Genomic DNA, 19,247 nt, shown 5'->3' on the forward strand with positions numbered 1-19,247 from the left:
CGTCTGCTGTGCAGTGTCTGGCATGACACGCCCCCTGGTTTGGGTGGGGTTGTGGTTGTGTTGGTGGTTGATGGTGGTGGGGAAACGCCCGGTCCCTTTTCGAACCCGGTAGCTAAGCCCATTTCATGCTGATGGTACTGCACTCGTTGGGGTGTGGGAGAGTAGGTTGCCGCCAACACTAAAACTTCATCAAAAGGGTGGGGTAGGGAAACTCGTGATGGTTTCCCTACCCCCCTTTTTTTGTGTGTATAGGTGTGTGCGCGTGCCGGAGGCGCACACCAAGCAAGGGGCAGCAGGGAAACCCCAGCCCCGCTAAACCCGGAACACCCGCTCCTGCCCACTGAGCGGATCGGTAAAGGAAAGCTCCACGGCGCGCAGCCGTAGCGGTCGGTCGAAGTCCTCCGGCCCGGGGTCCACCGCGGGGTACAGGGGGTCGCCCTCGATGGGAACGCCGGCCTGGGCCATGTGCACGCGCAGTTGATGGGTCTTTCCCGTGTGCGGCCGCAGCACATACACCCCCCGGTCTCCCTGGGGCAGGGGGCGAATACTCAGCACGGTGGTGTGTGCGTTGGGCTCCCTGTCCGGCCATACCCTGGCCTGGAGGTCGCCGGGCGTCTTGGTCATGTGGGAGGCCCACCGCAGCCCGGAGGTGGCGCAGAGGTGGGCCAGGTGGGCGTCGTAACGCGCCACGGCCTCGTAGGTCTTGGCCACCCGCCGGGCGGCAAAGAGTTCCTGATAGGCCCCGCGTACCTCGGGGCGCTTGGTGAGCAGGAGCAGGCCGGAGGTGAGCCGGTCCAGGCGGTGCGCAGGTGTGAGGTCGTTGTTGCCGGTGTTGCGGCGTAGCCGCACGGTGGCGGTCTCGGTGATGTGCTCGCCGCGTGGCATGGTGGCCAGGAACGGGGGCTTGTCCACGACCAGTAGGGAGTCGTCCTCGTGGACGATTCTCACCTGGTGGGGCACCGGGGTTTCCGGGGCGGGGGTGCGGTAGAACCACACGTCAGCTCCGGGGCGGAGGACGTCCTCGGGGGCGAGGGGCGTGGCGTCGCGCAGCCGGACCTCGCCCTCGTCGAAGCGCCGCAGGATCGCCTGGGCGTCGTCCTGCGGGTGGCGGTGGCGCTGGGAGCCGATGAGGTGGCTGAGGAACTCGAGCGCCGTGAGGCGGGTGCCCTCGGGGACGCGGGCGCGGGAGGGGTTGAGCCCATCCCGGATGGGGAGGGGCGGGGGTGTCCGGCGTCGTCGAATAGCAGCCATGAGGCCACTGTAGAGGGGTAGGATGAGGGGTGTTGAGTCCAGTTGAGGAAAGGGGACGCGATGAGCGCTGAAGGAATCATCGTCGTTGCGGTTGATGGCTCGGAGGCCTCGAAGGTGGCGGTTCGGTGGGCCGCCAATACCGCCCAGAAACGCGGCATACCGCTGCGGCTGGCGTCGAGCTACACCATGCCGCAGTATCTCTACGCGGAGGGCATGGTGCCCCCGCAGGAGCTTTTCGACGACCTCCAGAACGAGGCGATGGAGAAGATCGACGAGGCCCGCGGCATCGCCCACGAGGTCGCCCCGGAGATCAAGATCGGTCACACCATCGCGGAGGGCTCGCCCATCGACATGCTCCTGGAGATGTCCAAGGACGTGACCATGATCGTGATGGGCTCGCGCGGCCTGGGCGGCCTCTCCGGCATGGTGATGGGGTCGGTCTCGGCGGCGGTGGTATCGCACGCCTCCTGCCCCGTGGTGGTCGTGCGCGCGGATAACCCGGTGGACGAGAACACCAAGTACGGCCCCGTGGTGATCGGCGTGGACGGCTCCGAGGTCTCCCAGCGGGCCACGGAGTACGCCTTCGCGGAGGCCGACGCCCGCGACGCCGAGCTGGTGGCGGTGCACACCTGGATGGACATGCAGGTGCAGGCCTCGCTGGCGGGCCTCTCCGCGGCGCAGCAGCAGTGGGAGGAGGTGGAGGCGGAGCAGCGCGAGCTGCTGGATTCCCGCCTGGCGCCCTTCATGGAGCGCTACCCGAACGTGGAGGTGAGCAAGGTCATCACCAGGGACCGCCCGGTGCGCGCGCTGGTGGACGCCGCGGAGAAGGCACAGCTCTTGGTGGTAGGCTCGCATGGACGCGGTGGTTTCAAGGGCATGCTCCTGGGTTCCACCTCGCGTGCTTTGTTGCAATCCGCGCCGTGCCCCATGATGGTCGTGCGGCCGGATAAGTAGACATAAGGAGTGTCAATATGAGTCTGAGCTTGGGCTTTTTAGGCTGGATCATCATCGGTGGCCTGGCTGGCTGGATCGCCTCCAAGATCAAGGGCACCGACGAGCAGCAGGGCCTGGTCCTGAACGTCCTGGTGGGCGTGGCCGGCGGCCTCATCGGCGGGTTCCTCCTGGACCTCATCGGCGTGGACGTGGCCGGGGGTGGGAAGATCTTCAGCTTCCTCACCTGCCTGCTGGGTTCGGTGATCCTGCTGACGATCGTGAACAAGATTCGTCGCTAGCCCGGCAACCGGGCGGCATCATGCCCGGCCCCTCGTGTGGAAAGCAGCACAGGGGCCGGGCCTCGTTCGTCTCAACGGACAGATTTGTCTATTATGTGGGGGTAAGCAACCCCCGTTGCCCGCAGGAAGGATAGGAGATTAGTGGCCACCACCAAGGGGCGAAAACCGGCGTCAGGTACCTCGCGGCGGCGCAGCCGTCCGAGCCCGAGGGAGCGGCTGCTGACCTCGGCGACCAACCTCTTTACCACGGAGGGCGTGCGGGTCATCGGCATCGATCGCATCCTGCGCGAGGCCGACGTGGCCAAGGCCTCCCTGTACTCGCTCTTCGGCTCCAAGGACGCGCTCGTGGTGGCCTACGTGGAGCAGCTCGACGCCGAGTGGCGTAAGGCGTGGCGGCAGCGCACCCAGGAGATGACGGAACCGGACGCCAAGATCCTCGCCTTCTTTGACCAATACATTGAGCAGATGCCGGGGGAGAACTACCGGGGATCGCACTTTCTCAACGCCGTGTGCGAGTACCCCAAGCCGGAGACGGAGGCGGAGCACAACATCATCCGCGCGGTGATGAAGCACCGCCGCTGGTGCCAGGACACCCTGACTCAGCTCCTCACGGAGCGCAACGGCTACCCCAGCGCCACCCAGGCCGGGCACCTGCTCATCTTCCTCGACGGCGGGGTGGCGGGCTCGCGGGTCTCGCGGACGGTCGAGCCCTTGGAGGCGGCCCGCACGCTGGCCCGCCAGATGCTGGCGGAACCCCCGGCGGATTACTCGATTTAGGGGCTGCGTTCGTTGTCTGGGCCGGGTTTGGGCCACTAGACCGCACCGTCTGCTCCCCTGCCGTGCTCGGGCCCCAGGGGGAGCAAGTTGTGAGGGACTCACTGGGTAGAACCCCTACTCCCCTCGGCGGTGCCGCCCCCCGCTGCCGCGCCGCTCCGTGGGCACCTCCACCCGCATGCGGCCCGCCCACTCGCGGTCGAGGGAGTGCCGCTCGTCGCGCTGCCCCGCGGGCGACGCGGCCGGGACGGCGCCCGCCGCCGTGGCCCCACCCGGGGCTGCCTGCCCGCCGCCCTTGGCGGCCCTCTTCGCGGCCTTGGCCTCGGCGATAATGCCGCGCCGGGTCTCCTTCTTCGCGCGGGCGATGTCCTTGCGGTGCTTTTTCTCCGAGGCGCGCTGCACGCGCCGCAGCTCGGCCTTCTCCACGGCGCGTTTCCGGTGTTCGGAGGAGCCCACGCCCTTGAGCCGCAGCGCCCAGATCTCCCGGCTCTGGGCGCGCTCGCGGTTCCGGATGGCGTGGTGCTCCTCGCGCTGCCGGTGGAAGTACGCGCGGTGATCGGCCTCCAGCGGAAGGCGGCGGCGCAGCAGGAGGTGGATGAGGGCGTTTTGGCTCAGCGTCCAGAGGTTGTTGCCAAACCAGTAGACGATGATGGCCACGGGCAGGGGGCCGAGGAGCCCGGCGGTGACCAGCATGATGGGGATCCAGACGGCCAGCAGCAGGGTGACCTTGTAGATGTTGATCGCCAGGTCGGAGGCGTAGTTGAGGGACTGGCGGCTCCGGTGTAGGGAGAGCGCCATGTTGAGCACCGTAAAGACCACGGCCAGGAGGAGGAAGGGCAGGATGAGCCCGGTGACCTCGGAGCGGGTGGTTCCCAGCTCGGCCAGGCGCTCCGCGGGCATGGCGCGGTAGGCGGGCAGCGGTACCCCGAGGAACGTGGTGTCGAGGAAGGAACTCACGTCCTGGGCGCTCAGGAAGCCGATGCGGTGGTGTTGCGCGTCGAGCCCCTCGGCGGGCCGGGCGATGCGCAGCAGGAGGCGGTAGAGGCCGATGAAGGCGGCGAGCTGGATCAGCGGGGGGATGCACCCGGCGGCGGGCTTGTACTGAAAGCGCTTGCGCAGTCGGCTGGTCAGGGCCATCTCCTCGAGCATGCCCCGGCGGTCGGTGCGCTCGGCGTAGGCGCGGCGCACGGCGTCGAGATGCGGGCGCATGAGCACGGATATGCGGGCCGCCCGGTACTGCATCCAGGCGAAGGGGGCGATGAGGGCGCGCACCGCCACGATGAGGCCCACGAGGCTCAAGAGCCAGGCGTGATGCTCGTTGATTCCCAGCAGAGAATGGAAGAATAGGTGCCACATCTTCATGACCCCCGAGATGGGGAGGACAAAGAGGTTGAGCACGTCCGCCGCCTTTCTTTATGCCTTATGCGCCTCGCGGGGCACATGCCTTGACGCTGGGAAACTGCTGCTAAGCGTACCGTGTGGAGTATGACAACGGTGGAACGCCCGGAGCGCCCGGGGGAAAATAGCCTGACCAATGGCGTTCATGTATTGACCTCTGTACTGCTCATCGTCACGGTCAGCGCCTCGGTGCAGTTGGAGCTGCGGATGGCCGCCGTCAACGTGATTATCTGCGCGCTTTTTGCCTTTCTGTACTTCTTCGGCTCGGACCTGTGGGAGGGCTGGCCCCTGGTGGCGCGGCTGACGTGGCTGCTGGGCCTGTCCGGGCTGTGGGTGCTCATGCTGCCGCTGGCGGACGTCGGCGTGTACCTCCTGCTCTCCCTGTTCTTCCTGTATCTGAGGGTGCTGGACGATTATCGCGGCGTGGTGGCCGTGGTGGTGGCCACGGTGATCTCCATCGGGGCGCAGATCCCCAAGGGGCTCACGGTGGGGGCGGTCATGGGGCCCACGGTCTCCGCCCTGGTGGTGGTGGCCATCTACTACGCGTTCCGCACGCTGTGGCAGGTGAGCGCGGAGCGCCAGGAGCTGATCGAGCAGCTCATGGACACCCGCACGCAGCTGGCCGCCTCGGAGCACGCGGCGGGCATGGCGGCGGAGCGCCAGCGCATCGCGCACGAGATCCATGACACGGTGGCCCAGGGCCTGTCCAGCATTCAGATGCTCCTGCACGCCGCCGAGCGCGATCTGGGAAAGACCGGGCTGAGCGAGGAGGAGTCCGCGCCGGTGCGCACGCGGATCGACCAGGCGCGGCGGAGCGCCTCGGAGAACCTCGCGGAGGCGCGGGCCATGATCGCGGCCCTGCAGCCGGCGGGGCTGTCCTCCACCTCCCTGGAGGCGGCGCTGCGCCGGGTGGCCACGAGCTTCGGCGCGAGCGCGGACATGAGCATCGAGGTGGACATCGAGGGGGAGGTGTACGACCTGCCGATGAGGGTGGAGGCGGTGCTCCTGCGCGTGGCTCAGGGTGCGGTGGGCAACGCGGTGAAGCACTCCGGGGCGCAACGCGCCCGGATCACCGTGACCTATGGGCAGGGGGAGGTGCGCCTGGACGTGGTGGATAACGGGCGCGGCTTCGATCCCCAGGCGGTGGCGCAGCGCCCGGCGGGGCTGGGGCACGTGGGGCTGGACGCCATGCGACGCCGCGCCGAGGAGATAGGCGGGCGGCTCACGGTGGAGTCCTCCCCGGGCGCGGGAACGGCGATGTCGGCGGCTATTCCGGTGGAAAGCGGCATACTAGAATGAAAACCCAGCGCGGAAGGGAATGAGGGATAGATGGGACGCTCGACGATTAGGGTTCTCCTTGCCGACGATCACCAAATCGTGCGCATGGGGCTGCGCGCCATCCTCGACGGCGCGGAGGACATCGAGGTGATCGGCGAGGTGGCCACGGCGGACGCCGCCATTTCCGCAGCCTACGCCGGGGGAATAGACGTGATCCTCATGGACCTGCGCTTTGGCCCTGGGGTGGAGGGGGCCAAGGTCACCACGGGGGCGGAGGCCACGCGCGCGATCAAGCAGGCGATGGCCCGCCCGCCCAGGGTCTTGGTGGTGACCAATTACGATACCGACGCGGATATTCTCGGGGCGATTGAGGCGGGCGCCGTGGGGTATTTGCTCAAGGACGCCCCGCCCGCGGAATTGCTGGCGGCGGTGCGGTCTGCGGCGGAGGGGGATTCCGCGCTTTCCCCCGTGGTGGCGGATCGCCTGATGACGCGCGTGCGCACCCCGCGCACCTCTTTGACGCCCCGCGAGTTGGAGGTATTGGGGCTGGTGGCGGACGGCTGTTCCAACCGGGAAATAGGGCAGCAGCTTATGCTTTCTGAGGCCACGGTGAAGTCCCACCTGGTGCACATTTACGACAAGCTCGGGGTACGTTCACGTACTTCTGCGGTGGCCTGCGCCCGGGAGCAGGGCGTTATTTAGGGGAAACAAAAGCCGGTTTTTGCCCCGGCGGGGTAAAAAACCGGCTTTTTGCGTAAAAAATTAACGGTGCGCCTGATTATAGGCCTCGATGACCTCGGAGGGGATCTTGCCGCGCAGGGCGATGTCCTTGCCCTGGTCAAGGGCCCACTGGCGGATCTCGCGGGCCTTGCTGTTGCGCGCCGCGCCGCTGTTGCGGCGCCCGCTGACCGGGGCGGCGTGCTTGCGCGCCACCGCGAGGTAGGGGCGGAACATCTCGCGGAACTTCTCGGCATTCTCGGCGGAAAGGTCGATGATGTAGTCCGTGCCGTCGAGGGCAAAGCGGACCACGTTCACCTCATGGGATTCCAGCGGAGTGCCGCTCAGATCGTCAAAGTACTGGGTGATTTCCTTGCGTGCCATGGGATAACCCTTCTCGTGCTTGGCCAGAATAACCCAGAGTAGCTGCGCTCTTCCGGCCCATATTGTTCATGGTTGGTACTACTGTACATCGTATTGTGCGTAACTACTAGTTGCGAACCCAAGAACAAGAAGGAGTTATCTATCTACCCAGAAAGTACCGTGGTTACCGTGCGGGATTAGCGTTGTTTGATGCGTCCCTGAATTTCATTAGTCACCTGGTCAATATCGTGAGAGATGCTGGAGTGGGCGCGGCGGCGCTGCTCCTCCGTCATATATTCCGCGTTATCCACGGCGGCGGAAAGCTCTTCCAGCCGGTCCTCCACGTCGTGCACGAATCCAGAGGGCAAACCCGTACCTTCCAGGGATTGCTTGATCCCGTGAATACGGGCCTTCAGGGGCGCGCCATAACCGGAGAACTGCGCCATCTGATCCGTGGTCACGCCGAGCTTCCGGGCGCGGGCGGAGTTCATCTGCTCGCGCAGCGCGGTAAGGCCCCGGTAGATCAGGGGCAGCGCGATGGGCGCGAGCAGCCGGGCGGCGCCCGTCCAGCGCTTGACGTTATCGGCGTTAAACTTCCCCGCCTGAATCTGCGCGAGCTTATTCTCCGCCATCTTGCGCTCGTGCTTGTGCTTGGCCTTCAGCCCCTTGTGCTCCGCCTTCAGCAGCCCCTTCTCCTGCTTGGCCAGGAGCTTCGCCTGGCGCTGCCGCGCCTTGGCCTGCGCCTTGACCTCGGCCTTGGCCTTCGTCTTGGCGGCCTTGATGTGTGCCTTGGAGCGGGCGCGCCGCTTGCTCAAGCTCTTCAGGATTCCCATTCTTCCGTGATCCTTCGCGGTCGTTGATGTTCACCTTTGCCGCCTCAACCTTACCCGCGCGCATGCCCTATGCTCTTATTTCATTGTGGAACAACGGTCGCGGATAACCCCAGCCCCGGTACGAGTGCCGGACCTGCTGGGGTGTGGCTACAAGCAGGTGCAGCGGCGTCGCTTTCCCGCCACGCCGCCCACGGACGCCGCGCGGCACCGGCACCGGCGGCGCCTCGACGCCGTGGCGGCGGTCTTAGCCCTGCTGCCCACCGGCCCGGCCATCGGGGATGCTCGCGCGCGCCGCTTTTGCCGCCTCGCCGTGGACACCTCCGACGCGGACGCCGACCTCGATACCCTCGAGGCCCTGGCCAAGGGGGCCAACCTCGTGGAGGGAGCGGTGTTTACCGGTACCCACGAGGGGGTGCCCTGGGTGGCGGAGGTGGACCTGCTGGCCCTGCTGCCCGACGGCACCTACCTGCCGGTGGCGGTGAGCAATCACCGGGTGGGCCGCCCGCGCGCGGGCGCTCGGGCCGAGGTGATCCCCACCGCCCGCCTGGGCCTGGGCCAGCCGCACCCGGAGGAATACGCCCTCAAGCACCACTCCTCCGATAGCTTCCGCCTGGCGCTCGCCGCCCGCGCCCTGGCCGAGTACGGGCTCGGGGACGGCCGCGCGGGGCTGATCGGGCAGGATCGGCGGCGGGTGTTCCTCCTTAACGCCGGGGTGTTCCAGAGCGCCGTGGACTCCGCCCTGGGGCGGCCCGAGCCCGCCGGGCCCCGGCGGCTCAAGGAGTGCGCGGACTGCCGCTTCTGGGCCCACTGCGAGCCGGAACTGCGCGCGGCCGACGACCTCAGCCTTTTCCTCCCCGGGGATCGGGGCGAGCGATTCCGGCGGCGCGGGATACACACGGTGACCGCCCTGGCGGACGCCGGGCTGGGCGAGGCCTCCGCGCTGGCGCGCGCCTGGCAGCGTGGCACGCCCGTGCTGCGGCGGCCCACCCTGGACGCCCCGCCGCGCGCGGACGTGGAGGTGGACATCGACGTGGAGGCCTACCTGGATCAGGGGGCCTACCTGTGGGGAACCTACGACGGCCGGGACTACCGCCCCTTCGCGACCTGGGAGGGGCTCGGCGGCGAGGCCGAGGCCCGCAACTTCGCGGCCCTGTGGCGGTGGCTCATGGACACGCGGCAGCGGGCCCGCGAGCGGGGCCTGACTTTCCGGGCCTACTGCTACGCCCGCCACGGGGAGAACCACTGGCTGCGCTCCTCCGCGCGGAGGCTTCCCGGTGGCCCCACGGAGCGGGAGGTGGAGGAGTTCCTGCGCGGCCCGGAATGGGTGGACGTCTTTGACTCGGTCAGGGCCTCGCTGGCGGGGCCCTTCGGCCTGGGCCTGAAGGTGGTGGCCCCGCAGGCGGGATTCCGCTGGCGCGACGAGGGCTTTGACGGCGAGGAGTCCGTGAACGCCTACCGGGTGGCGGTGGGGCGGGACCCGGGGGACGCGGAGGCGGCGCGACGGCTGCTCCTGCGCTACAACGGCGACGATTGCCGCGCCACCGCCGCCGTGCGCGCCTGGCTGTGCGAGGGCGCGCCGGGCGCGCGGCCCCTGAGCGGCGCCTAGTCCTCCACGAGGACGTCGAAGTTCATGCCCCTGCTGTGGTGCCCGGCGATGGTGCACCAGCCGGGAACATCGGCGGTGATGATCCCGGCGTCCACCGTCGCCTCCCGGCCCGGGGTGACCCGCCCGGACCTGGCCCCGTTGGTGAGCTTGAGGTCATGGGCCCGGGAGTCCTCGTTGCGCAGCTCGATGACGAGGCGATGGCCCCGGGGCACGGTCACGGTGGCGGGCTCAAAGGCCATGTCGCCCGCGCGCACGGAGACCCGCGTCTCGGGCCCGCTACCCGGCCCGGAGCCGGGAGCCGTCCCGCCGGGGCCCGCGAGGCCGCCGCAGAGGGCCGTGACCAGGGCGAGGAGAGACAGCCCCAGCGCCACCTGGCCGGTGCCGCCGCGGGCGTGCTGAACCTCCGGAACCTCCGGGGTCTCCGGGATCTCGGAGAGCGAGGCCGCCTGAGTGTGCCCGCCCACCTGGGCGCGCACGGCGCGAACCATCAGCGGGAGGAAGGCCGCCAGGCCCAGGACCGCGAGGGCGCTGGCCGCCACGCGCAGCCACGAGTAATCCGCCAGCAACCACAGGGCGAGGCCGCCGTTGGTGAGGGTGACGCGCAGCATGCCGGCGCGGTACGTCTCCCGCAGCCCCCAGGCGGAACGCACCCGCATGGTGACCGGAAGCAGGTAGCTCATCATGCCCACCAGCAGTTGTCCGCCAAAGCCCACGAGAAGGGCGGTGATGGGCGGGGCCGCGTGGGCGCCCTGGCGCAGCACGTCCACGCAGAACCAGACCAGGCACCCGAGCAGCCACGCCAGCGCCGCCGTCACGGACACCGAGCCGTAGGTGGCTGCCTTGGGACCCGCGCTCAGCGCGATCCGGAACCACGGGGCGCAGGCGAGCAGCCAGCCGACGGTGTAGAGCGCCAACCCGGCGAAGAGCACCCAGGGGTGGTCGAGCAGGGCGCCGGGGACCGCCGCGCACAGGCCGCAGAGGTGCAGCCCGAGCACGACCCAGGGATGCGCGCCCGGGGCGTCGCGGCGGGGCGGGCGGCCCCAGAGGGCCGGAAAGAGCACCGCGAGGGTGGCCGAGGCGGCCAGCCCGAGGAAGTCGCCGAGGTTGAGGATCAGGTGCGCCTGCATTAGGCGATCGTGCGTGGCCCCCTCCGGCGAGGAGGCCAGCAGCGCGCCGATGGCCGCGCCCACGGTCAGGCACAGCGCGGAGGCGACGTAGCCGAGCACGCAGGGAAGAAGCGGCGCGCCGCGCCGTCGCCGGGCCTGGGCGCACAGCGCCCAGGCGTGCCAGAGGAGCGCGGCCGCCACGATTCCCGCGCCGAGGTGCGTCACGGCGGTCACGGCGGCGACCTGCCCGGCCAGGGTGCCCACGACGCCGAGGTTGAGCAGCGCTATGCGGCGTAGCTGCGGAGGCCGGGCGGCGTGGTCAAGGCGCTGATCGAGGAAGGACTCGGTGAAGTGCTGGGACCACACCACGATGGAGTTTGTCACCGCCCCCAGAGTGAAGGTGTGAATGAGCACCCAGCGGTAGTCCGGGATGGCGCTGTGCGCCAGGCCCACCAGCACGAGGACGACGAGCCACACCGTCACGGGACGGCTCGCGCGGCGGTGCCACGAGCCGCTCTGCGCCCTCGGCGCTCTCGGTGAGATCCCCATGGCTTCATGCTAGGACTCGGGGGTGGCGTGGGGGTGCGCAGCGGCGCGTGGTGAGGCATCATCGCACTCATGAACGATATTCCCGCCCCGGAGCCCGAGCCCGCGTCCCCCTCGCCCTCGCTGCTGAGCCGCGATCACCTCGTCATGCAGCAGGTGACCGGCCTGATGAGCAACGACTTTGACATCCTCGATCCCCAGGAGAACCCGGTGGGCAGGGTGCTCACCTCCGGCTCCCTCATGGGGCGCATGATGATGGGCCACCGGAGCCTGACCGTCGCGGAGCCGGACGGCACCCCGCTGGTCAACCTCACCGACACGGTGAACCTTCTGCGCGAGACGATGGAGCTTACCCGCCCGGACGGCGCCGCCCTGGCCCACCTGCGGCAGCGCTGGAGCTTCTTCCGCACCCGCGTGGACATGCACCTGGCGGACGGGCGCACGGTGGAACTCACCGGGAACCCCTGGGACTATGACTATCAGTTCGTGGTGGAGGGCGCGGAGGTCGCCCGCGTGACGCGCTCCTGGGGCGGCCTGGGGCGCGCCCTGCTCGGTCATTCCCGCTACAACCTGGTGTTCGCGCCGGGCGTTCCGCAGGAGGTGCACGCGGCGGTGCTGGGCGGGGTGGTGGCGCTCGACCTCATCCGGGCGAAGCGCAGGACGGCGATCGGCAGCTAACAACGACCACGCGCCGCCCTCCCGCGGGCGCGGGGTGGGCGGCGCTGTGTTTGTGCGGTCCGTGCGGACCGTGCGGCTGTGCGCGCGGGGAGTTACTTCTGCGCGGCGGCGAAGCGGGCGGCCACGTCCTCCCAGTTAAAGACGTTCCACACGGCCTTGACGTAGTCCGGCTTCACGTTCTTGTACTGGAGGTAGAAGGCGTGCTCCCACATGTCCAGCATGAGCAGCGGGGTGAGGTTCGCGGAGACGTTGCCCTGCTGGTCGGTGAGCTGCTCCACGACCAGGCGGCCCGCGATGTGGTCGTAACCCAGCACGGCCCAGCCGGAGCCGTGCAGGCCCAGGGCGGCGGAGGAGAAGTGATCCTTGAACTTCTCGAAGGAGCCAAAGTCCCGGTCGATGGCCTCGGCCAGCTCGCCGGTGGGCTCGCCGCCGCCGTTGGGGGAGAGGTTCTTCCAGAAGATGGAGTGGTTGGTGTGGCCGCCCAGGTTGAAGGCCAGGTTCTTGGACAGCGCGCGGATCTGATCCGGGTTGGTGCCCTCCTCGCGGGCCTTCTCCAGGGCCTCCAGGGCGGCGTTGGCGCCGGCCACGTAGGTGGCGTGGTGCTTGGAGTGGTGCAGCTCCATGATCTCCGCGGAGATGTGGGGCTCCAGGGCGTCGTAAGCGTAATCAAGCTCGGGAAGCTCGTAGACAGCCATGAGATGTAAGTCCTTTCGTCTAAATGCCTAAATGCACTGTAGCTGCGCGCGCGGCGCGTGCCACCCCATGATAGGAACTTTCCGCACATCCGCAATGTTTTTGTTCGCTCAAGCAATGGTTCGGGCGCACGCGGGGCGGGAATGCGCCGAGCGCGCCTATCGTTGGGGCTGACAACGGCGACGCGAAAGAGAGGCACGCGCATGGGCTGGCTGATAGGCGGCACCCCCGAATTGCTCGAACCCGGCGAGGCCCTGCCCGGCCGCGCCACCCCGATCCTGGCGGACCCGCCGCCGCACGCGGTGCTGGGAACGCCGCTGACCGGCCCCTGGCGCGCGGGGCAGCGCAGCGTGCTCGTGGGTATCGGCTGCTACTGGGGCGCGGAGAAGATGTACTGGGGGCTTCCCGGGGTGGAGTCCACGTCGGTGGGCTTTGCCGGCGGCGTGACCCCCAACCCCACCTACCGGGAGGTGTGCACCGGGCGCACCAACCACGCCGAGGTGGTGCAGGTGGTCTTTGATCCTGAGCGGGTGACCCTGGAGGAGATCGTGGCGGCGGCGCTGGAGGCGCACGACCCCACCCAGGGATACCGCCAGGGCAACGACGTGGGAACCCAGTATCGCTCCGCCTTTTACACCGAGACCCCCGAGGAGGCGGAGCGGGTGCGCGAGGTCGTGCGCGGCTACGGCGCCCGGCTTGCCGACGCCGGGTTCGGCCCCGTGACCACCGAGGTGTCCGCGCTCGCGCAGACCCCGGCCGGGGCGTACTACCTGGCCGAGGAGGAGCACCAGCAGTACCTGCACAAGGTGCCCGGCGGCTACTGCCCGCACCACGGGACGGGCATCGCCTGCGGGTGAGCGGCGCGCCGGGGAGACGCGCGACACAAAAGCGGAAACAATCCCACTTAAACGGGCATAATGGGAAGGGAAGGTCGCGCGGCTTTACAAGTTCACACACGTAGGGAGACAGGCAGTGAAGCAGACCATCGGCAACAAGGTCGTTCTCATCGGCGCGGGCGACGTGGGGGTGGCCTACGCCTACGCCCTGGTCAACCAGGGGACCATCGACCACCTGGCGATCATCGACATCGACGAGAAGAAGCTCGAAGGCAACGTCATGGACCTCAACCACGGCGTGGTGTGGGCGGGCTCGCGCACCCGGGTGACCAAGGGCAGCTACGAGGACTGCGCGGACGCCGCCCTGGTGGTCCTCTGCGCCGGCGCCGCCCAGAAGCCCGGGGAGACGCGCCTGCAACTGGTGGACAAGAACGTGGCCATCACCAAGTCCATCGTCACGGAGGTCATGGCGCACGGCTTCGACGGCATCTTCCTGGTGGCCTCCAACCCCGTGGACATCCTCACCTACGCCACCTGGAAGTTCTCCGGGCTGCCCACCCAGCGCGTGATCGGCTCCGGCACCGTGCTGGACTCCGCCCGCTTCCGCTACATGCTCGGCGAGCTCTACGAGACGGCCCCCAGCTCCATCCACGCCTACATCATCGGCGAGCACGGGGACACGGAGCTGCCGGTGCTCTCCTCGGCCACCATCGCCGGGGTGTCCATGCGCAGGCTGCTGGAAAAGGACCCCGCGCTGGAGGGCCGCCTGGAAAAGATCTTCGAGCAGACCCGCGACGCCGCCTACCACATCATCGACGCCAAGGGCTCCACCTCCTACGGCATCGGCATGGGCCTGGCGCGGATCACCCGCGCCATCCTGCACAACCAGGACGTGGCGCTGCCGGTGTCCGCCTACCTCGAGGGCGAGTACGGCCAGGAGGACATCTACATCGGCACCCCGGCGATCCTCAACCGCGGCGGCATCCGCCGCGTGGTGGAGCTGGAACTCTCGGAGCGGGAGCAGGAGCGCTTTGCCCACTCGGCAAACACCCTGCGCGAGATCCAGGGGCAGTTCTTCTAGGCTCCTCTCGCCGCCGCTCACCCAGCGCGCCGGGGCGCGGCGGCGTAACCTGTGGGCGTGAAAATCATCGCGCACCGCGGCTACTCCTCCCGTTACCCGGAATCCACGGAGATCGCCTACGCAAAGGCCTTCGAGCTTCCCATCCACGGGGTGGAATGCGATATTCGCCTGACCAGGGACGGGGAGGTGGTGTGCATCCACGATCCCATCCTGGATCGGGTGTCCAACGGCAGCGGCAGGGTCTCCGTGCGCACCCTCGAGGAGCTGGGGCGCCTGGACTTCGGCACCGAGGAGCACCCGCAGCGGGTGCTCACCCTGAACCGGCTCCTGGAGATGGCTAAGGGGTGCGATCACCACCTCTACATCGAGACGAAGCACCCCCTGCGCTACGGGCGCATGCTGGAGGAACAACTGGTGCGCGCGCTGACCTACCACGGGATGCTGCGCGACCCGCGCGTGCACGTGATCAGCTTCGCCGGGGCGTCGATAAGCAGAATGCACGCCCTGGCCCCGCAGGTGGACAGGATCTACCTGCGGCGCTCCTGGCACAGGCTGCTGCACCCCTGCGACCCCACGGTGGGAGCGCCCACCGGCCTGGGGATGTCCATCGAGAGGGCCCGCCAGCACCCGGGTCTCGTGGGCGCGCGCGGCCTGCCCACCTACGTCTGGACGGTGGACGAGCCGGGGGACATGGAGTGGGCGCGGGATCACGGGGTGGACATGCTGGCCACCAATAAGCCGGAACTGGCATTGACGTATCTTTGAGGGCATGGCCAAGAAAAATAAGAAGAACGACGACCTGCCCGAGGGAATGAGCCGCCGCCAGGCCAAGCTCGCCAAGCGCGCCGCCGAGCGCGCGGCCCTGGAGAAGGACCCCCGCCCCTACACCGGCTTCGCCGCAGAGGCGGACCTGGTGGCCCTCCAGGAGTTCGTGCCCTCGGCCACCGCCGCCGTGAAGGTCGCCGGTGCCACCCGCCCCGTGCGCCTGGTGACCGTGCTGCCCGGCGCCGCCGCGGCCCTCGTGCGCGAGGAGAAGCACGGCGGCGAGGCCCTCGTGGCGCTCCAGGTGCAGGCCCGCTCCCACAACCCGGGCCGCGACCTCGCCTACGCTCTGAGCTGGGCGGCCACCGCCGGTCCCGGCGAGACCCTGATGTCCACCGCCGCCGACGGCACCCAGCCCGCCCTGAGCGAGGTGCTCGACCCCGAGGCGGAGCTGGACATCGAGGAGCACCAGGACTTCTCCTGGTGGATCCCCGAGACCATGACCGGCGACGCCACCACCATGCGCGGCCTCCAGGCCGCCAACGAGGCCATCGTGCCCTCCCACCGCGTGAACGCCGAGGTGCCCGGGGCCGTGTGGTGGGTGCACCCCGGCGGGGACAAGGCGCACATCCGCTGGGTGCGCACCGAGGACAACGAGGAGCGCCTGCTCGCCGCCCTGGCGCGCATCGCCGCGCGCGGCGAGCTGGACCTGGGCGAGGGCAGCCGCTTCGCCGGGACCTTCCGCACCCACGGCCTGGTGGTCCCGGTCTTTGACCTTGACCCCCAGCGCGGGCACGAGACCTACGCGGAGGACCTGGCGGCCCTCAACAAGGCCATCGAGGCCGAGGTGGCCAACGAGGCGCAGCTCAACGCCGAGGAGCGCAAGCAGCTACAGAACATCAAGTCCCGCCAGGTGACGATCCGCTAGGAGAAGGGGGCGAGCATGCGGCGAGGAGTGGAAACGATCCGCGACGGGTGCGTGATCGCCTGCTGCCTCGCGGGCCTCGCCCTGTTGGGCGCGCTGGCCGGGGCCGCGAACAACGTGTACGTGGCGCACCGGCACGCGCAGACGATGGACGCCGCCGTGGCCGGGCCCGAGCTGGCCGCCAAGGCGGAGCGGGCCTGGGAGTTCATGCAGGCGGCGGGGTGCTGCGCGGTGCTCCTCGCGGCGCTGGTGGCGGGAGTGATCGCGCTGAACCGGGTCGTGGCGCGGGGGTGATCGGTGCGCATGGGTGAGGCGCGGGCCGGGGTTGTGGAATAAGGAGGTTATCCACAGGGGCGAGGGCGCGGGGCGGCGGCGGAGCCCGGGGCGAGCCATAGTGAGGGGCATGAGTGCTGCGCTGTGGTTGTGCCGGGTGGATGGGGAGGCGGTGATCCGTCTCCTGCAGGTGGTTATCGCCGGGGTGGGCCTGGTGATCGCGCAGCGGGGGCTGCGGAACACGGTGCGGGGCCTGGTGCAGAAGGCCGAGAGCGATAATCGCGCCGAGTGGTGGAAACGGTACACCTGGGCGATGGAAAAGATATACGATGAGCGGGAAGAGGTGACGTCCACGGGGTGGGAGCTTCTCGGGTTTCTCAGTCAGAGCCCCTTGGCCACGGACACCGAGGTGGAAATTATCAATCGATTGGTCATGCGACGCTCTGGTACACGGAATCTGAGGAGGGATGATACCGATGTCTGAATCCTACTTTTGGGAGGGAGAGACCCCGCTTGTGGCGGCGTCGAGGGCCCGCGCGACCATCAAGATTCGGCACCGCCTGGGGAAGTTCCTGCCGCGTTGGTATTACGAGATCGCCGGGCAGCCCGTGCCGCCGGAGGTGATAGAGGCGGAGGAGAAGGGCATTCCCGTGGAGGAGATAGACGCCGTACCGCCGCGGCCGGAGCTTATAGACTGGATCTGATGATAGGCATAGCGGCGAGTCTGGAAATGAACGGCAGAAATCCGATGCTGCCCATGTGGTACGACCTGGTCTGGACCGGGGTGATGGTGGTGTCCTTTGCGGTCTTCATCGCGCTGGTGGTGGACATTGTCAGGCTGCCCGCCTCCGTGACGGAGACCGTGGCCTTGATCCTGCTGGTGCTGCTGGCCCCGGTGGTGGGGTGGGTGGTCTATTTTGTGCTGCGGCCCAGGATCACGGCGCGGCGGAAAGCCCAGGGGGACTGCGTGCAGGAAAAACCGCGCGCGGGTGGGCGCGGCTCTTTGTCATAGCCGCGAGGCCTCACCCCGTACCACGGCTGGGCTCTTCGCTGCCCTAGAGGCCCTGGAGGTCGTGGTGCGCTGAGAGCGGGTGGGATCAGGGCGAGAAGAATTGCCCCTGGAAGCTTCCCGTGAGTTCCGGCCCCTCCGGATACTCCCCGGCGAGGATGATGAGGCCGGGGTATTCCATGCCCAGGAAGTTTTTCCGTGGCTGGGGGAGAATGAGGGCGGAGTGCCGTCCCTTGGCGTGGGCTAGTCGCCAGTCATTGGCCTCGATAACGGAGGCGGCTCCCTCCAGGGCGAAAGATTCCCGCTGATAGTGCTTCTCCCCATCGAAGAGTACCTCCGCCCAGAAGAATACGTAGTAGGTGGGGTTGATGTCCTCCGGCGGGTAGACGTTGTGGCGGACGATAATTTTTCTACATTCATGAGATACGGGCACATCCTTCTCGGTGGGGGGACAAGAAAAGGGGGCGGAACTGGGCCGGAGGGCCTCGGCCCTACCGCAGGGAGGCCCACAGCTCCTCGGCTGCGGCATCGTCCCAGAGCACCACGTTGCCCACGTCGTAGTCCGCGAAGCCCGCGTAGGGCACGGTCACGGTCTCCACGCCCGAGCGCATGGCGAGGGCCACCCGGGCGAGGTTCCACACGTGGTCGGAGGAGCCCACGGTGAAGGAGGAGGCGGTGTCCGAGATCAGGGGGATCATGCGGAAGGGGTTGAGCAGGGTGCCCGCGCTGGTGGTCTGGTTGAGCAGCCCGGAGAAGAACTCCCGCTGACGCTGCACGCGGTCGAGGTCGCCGCCCGCGGTGGCGCGGGTGCGCACGTATCCCAGGGCGGTGGGGCCGTTGACCTTCTGGCACCCGGCCTGGATGGAGAGCTGGGCCAGGGGGTCGTCGATGGGCTCCTCCGGGCAGACCTCCACCCCGCCCACGGAGTCCACCACGTTGGCCAGCCCTCCCATGCCGATCTCCGCGTAGTGGTTGATGCGCAGCCCGGTGGCCTGCTCCACCGTCTCGGTCAAAAGCTGCGGCCCGCCGTAGGTGAAGGCGGCGTTGAGCTTGTCCATGCCGTAGCCGGGCACGGAGACGTAGGAGTCGCGGGGCAGGGAGACCAGGGTGGCCTTGCCGCCACGGGGGATGTGCAGCAGCATCACGGTGTCGGTGCGACCCACGCCGATGTCCCCGCCGGTGCCCAGGCGCTCCACGTCCTCCTCGGTGAGGCCCTGGCGCGAGTCCGAGCCCACCAGCAGCCAGTTGGTGCCCGAGGTCTTGGCCACCTGCTGCTCCGGCAGGGCCTCCACCCGGGTGAGCTTGGCGTCGGACCAGAGGGTGAGCACGATGGTGAGCACGAGGAGGATCGCCAGCGGCCACCCCACGCAGCCGAGGCACCCCATCCGGGGAAGCCGCCTGGCGCCCCGGCCGCCGCCGTGACTACCGCGACCGTTCCGACCCCCGCCGCGCCCGCCCCGATCCGGGCGGGCAGGCGCGGGCTGCGCGGCCCGGGGGATCGGGGGGCGGCGCGGGGGGCGCCAGTCCTCTCCCCACGCCCCTCGGCTCTCCGCCGCGGCGGGCACCGGGGGAACGTACTGGCGGGTGCCGCCCACGGGGGACGCCCCGCGCGGGGGCACCTGACGGGGGGCGGGCGCCTGGCGGGTTGGCGGCACCTCCCGGCGGGGCGGAACGCGGCGGCCGCGCGGCGGGTCCTGGGGAGCCCCGGAGCCGGTGCCCGAGCGGCGGCGCACGGGGCGGCCGTAGCGGTCGGTCAGCGGGGTGCCGTCGGCGCGCAGCACGTAGTCACCCCGGGGACCGGGCCGCGCCCCGGGGCCGCGGCCGTGCTCGCGCCCGCCGTATCCGCGATTCCGGCGATGCTCGTCATAACCCCTGGAATCCATGGG

Annotated in this window: 23 protein-coding genes and 1 rRNA gene; 16 read left to right on the forward strand and 8 right to left on the reverse strand. The window is 69.0% G+C overall.

Annotation, left to right across the window (positions count from 1 at the left end; all coding sequences use genetic code 11):
- Positions 1-59: 59 nt before the first annotated feature.
- A 5S ribosomal RNA gene (gene rrf / locus B140_RS0102400) occupies positions 60-178 on the forward strand.
- A gap of 134 nt (positions 179-312) precedes the next feature.
- On the opposite strand, the gene B140_RS0102405 is transcribed toward rrf, so the two are convergent.
- On the reverse strand, positions 313-1,251 hold the full coding sequence (locus tag B140_RS0102405; RefSeq protein WP_018117756.1) for a pseudouridine synthase: 939 nt from the start codon (positions 1,249-1,251) through the stop codon (positions 313-315).
- Positions 1,252-1,311: 60 nt separating this feature from the next.
- Between B140_RS0102405 and B140_RS0102410 the strand changes: the two genes are divergently transcribed.
- The 3 genes from B140_RS0102410 to B140_RS0102420 all read left to right on the forward strand — a co-directional run bounded on the left by B140_RS0102410 (position 1,312) and on the right by B140_RS0102420 (position 3,260).
- A complete protein-coding gene (locus B140_RS0102410) occupies positions 1,312-2,205 on the forward strand; it encodes a universal stress protein (RefSeq protein ID WP_018117757.1) in 894 nt (297 codons plus the stop codon).
- 17 nt (positions 2,206-2,222) lie between these two features.
- The gene (locus B140_RS0102415; protein WP_040425869.1) at positions 2,223-2,483 is read left to right on the forward strand and encodes a GlsB/YeaQ/YmgE family stress response membrane protein; all 261 of its coding nucleotides are present in this window, start codon (positions 2,223-2,225) and stop codon (positions 2,481-2,483) included.
- 141 nt (positions 2,484-2,624) lie between these two features.
- Positions 2,625-3,260 (forward strand): TetR/AcrR family transcriptional regulator, encoded by a 636-nt coding sequence (locus tag B140_RS0102420; protein WP_018117759.1) that lies wholly within the window; start codon positions 2,625-2,627, stop codon positions 3,258-3,260.
- A gap of 114 nt (positions 3,261-3,374) precedes the next feature.
- Here B140_RS0102420 and yidC read toward each other — a convergent pair whose 3' ends face one another.
- Positions 3,375-4,655 carry a membrane protein insertase YidC gene (gene yidC, locus B140_RS11680; protein WP_018117760.1) on the reverse strand — a complete coding sequence of 427 codons (1,281 nt, stop codon included), beginning with the start codon at positions 4,653-4,655 and terminating at the stop codon, positions 3,375-3,377.
- 87 nt (positions 4,656-4,742) lie between these two features.
- Between yidC and B140_RS0102430 the strand changes: the two genes are divergently transcribed.
- Positions 4,743-5,954, forward strand: a complete 1,212-nt coding sequence (locus B140_RS0102430) for a sensor histidine kinase (protein ID WP_026165903.1) — start codon at positions 4,743-4,745, stop codon at positions 5,952-5,954.
- Between the two features lie 30 nt (positions 5,955-5,984).
- Positions 5,985-6,635, forward strand: coding sequence for a LuxR C-terminal-related transcriptional regulator (locus B140_RS0102435; protein WP_018117762.1), 651 nt, complete (start codon positions 5,985-5,987; stop codon positions 6,633-6,635).
- Between the two features lie 60 nt (positions 6,636-6,695).
- Here the strand turns inward: B140_RS0102435 and B140_RS0102440 are convergent, their stop codons facing one another.
- Both B140_RS0102440 and B140_RS0102445 read right to left on the reverse strand, forming a co-directional pair.
- The gene (locus B140_RS0102440; RefSeq protein ID WP_018117763.1) at positions 6,696-7,034 is read right to left on the reverse strand and encodes a histone-like nucleoid-structuring protein Lsr2; all 339 of its coding nucleotides are present in this window, start codon (positions 7,032-7,034) and stop codon (positions 6,696-6,698) included.
- A 176-nt stretch (positions 7,035-7,210) separates the two neighbouring features.
- Positions 7,211-7,846 (reverse strand): DUF6474 family protein, encoded by a 636-nt coding sequence (locus B140_RS0102445; RefSeq protein WP_018117764.1) that lies wholly within the window; start codon positions 7,844-7,846, stop codon positions 7,211-7,213.
- A gap of 124 nt (positions 7,847-7,970) precedes the next feature.
- On the opposite strand from B140_RS0102445, the gene B140_RS0102450 reads away from it, so the two are divergent.
- Entirely contained in the window at positions 7,971-9,452 is a 1,482-nt protein-coding gene (locus B140_RS0102450) for a TM0106 family RecB-like putative nuclease (protein WP_018117765.1), read from the forward strand.
- Here B140_RS0102450 and B140_RS0102455 read toward each other — a convergent pair.
- Complete coding sequence (locus B140_RS0102455; RefSeq protein WP_040425873.1) at positions 9,449-11,107, reverse strand: cupredoxin domain-containing protein; 1,659 nt, start codon at positions 11,105-11,107, stop codon at positions 9,449-9,451. The two genes, B140_RS0102450 and B140_RS0102455, sit on opposite strands and share 4 nt — an antisense overlap.
- Before the next feature lie 69 nt (positions 11,108-11,176).
- Here B140_RS0102455 and B140_RS0102460 point away from each other — a divergent pair, with 69 nt between their 5' ends.
- Positions 11,177-11,782 (forward strand): LURP-one-related/scramblase family protein, encoded by a 606-nt coding sequence (locus B140_RS0102460; protein ID WP_018117767.1) that lies wholly within the window; start codon positions 11,177-11,179, stop codon positions 11,780-11,782.
- Positions 11,783-11,874: 92 nt separating this feature from the next.
- On the opposite strand, the gene B140_RS0102465 is transcribed toward B140_RS0102460, so the two are convergent.
- On the reverse strand, positions 11,875-12,477 hold the full coding sequence (locus B140_RS0102465; RefSeq protein ID WP_018117768.1) for a superoxide dismutase: 603 nt from the start codon (positions 12,475-12,477) through the stop codon (positions 11,875-11,877).
- Between the two features lie 201 nt (positions 12,478-12,678).
- Between B140_RS0102465 and msrA the strand changes: the two genes are divergently transcribed.
- The 8 genes from msrA to B140_RS0102505 all read left to right on the forward strand — a co-directional run bounded on the left by msrA (position 12,679) and on the right by B140_RS0102505 (position 17,364).
- Complete coding sequence (gene msrA, locus B140_RS0102470; protein WP_018117769.1) at positions 12,679-13,332, forward strand: peptide-methionine (S)-S-oxide reductase MsrA; 654 nt, start codon at positions 12,679-12,681, stop codon at positions 13,330-13,332.
- A 115-nt stretch (positions 13,333-13,447) separates the two neighbouring features.
- A complete protein-coding gene (locus tag B140_RS0102475) occupies positions 13,448-14,392 on the forward strand; it encodes an L-lactate dehydrogenase (protein WP_018117770.1) in 945 nt (314 codons plus the stop codon).
- Between the two features lie 57 nt (positions 14,393-14,449).
- Positions 14,450-15,157: a glycerophosphodiester phosphodiesterase gene (locus B140_RS0102480; protein ID WP_026165907.1), complete on the forward strand. Its 708-nt coding sequence runs from the start codon at positions 14,450-14,452 to the stop codon at positions 15,155-15,157.
- A 4-nt stretch (positions 15,158-15,161) separates the two neighbouring features.
- Complete coding sequence (locus B140_RS0102485; protein ID WP_018117772.1) at positions 15,162-16,082, forward strand: DUF5926 family protein; 921 nt, start codon at positions 15,162-15,164, stop codon at positions 16,080-16,082.
- Between the two features lie 15 nt (positions 16,083-16,097).
- Complete coding sequence (locus B140_RS0102490) at positions 16,098-16,373, forward strand: hypothetical protein (protein WP_156801624.1); 276 nt, start codon at positions 16,098-16,100, stop codon at positions 16,371-16,373.
- Between the two features lie 109 nt (positions 16,374-16,482).
- Complete coding sequence (locus tag B140_RS0102495; protein ID WP_018117774.1) at positions 16,483-16,836, forward strand: hypothetical protein; 354 nt, start codon at positions 16,483-16,485, stop codon at positions 16,834-16,836.
- Positions 16,829-17,056, forward strand: a complete 228-nt coding sequence (locus B140_RS0102500) for a hypothetical protein (protein WP_018117775.1) — start codon at positions 16,829-16,831, stop codon at positions 17,054-17,056. The genes B140_RS0102495 and B140_RS0102500 overlap by 8 nt, the downstream gene beginning before the upstream one ends.
- Positions 17,056-17,364, forward strand: coding sequence for a hypothetical protein (locus B140_RS0102505; RefSeq protein WP_156801625.1), 309 nt, complete (start codon positions 17,056-17,058; stop codon positions 17,362-17,364). Before B140_RS0102500 ends, B140_RS0102505 begins: the two co-directional genes overlap by 1 nt.
- Before the next feature lie 85 nt (positions 17,365-17,449).
- Here the strand turns inward: B140_RS0102505 and B140_RS0102510 are convergent, their stop codons facing one another.
- Together B140_RS0102510 and B140_RS0102515 are read right to left on the reverse strand one after the other, a co-directional pair.
- Entirely contained in the window at positions 17,450-17,794 is a 345-nt protein-coding gene (locus tag B140_RS0102510) for a hypothetical protein (protein WP_018117777.1), read from the reverse strand.
- A gap of 58 nt (positions 17,795-17,852) precedes the next feature.
- A complete protein-coding gene (locus tag B140_RS0102515) occupies positions 17,853-19,244 on the reverse strand; it encodes an LCP family protein (RefSeq protein WP_083912206.1) in 1,392 nt (463 codons plus the stop codon).
- Positions 19,245-19,247: the final 3 nt, after the last annotated feature.

It is taken from the genome of Corynebacterium mastitidis DSM 44356 (assembly GCF_000375365.1).
In the GTDB taxonomy this organism is placed as follows: domain Bacteria; phylum Actinomycetota; class Actinomycetes; order Mycobacteriales; family Mycobacteriaceae; genus Corynebacterium; species Corynebacterium mastitidis.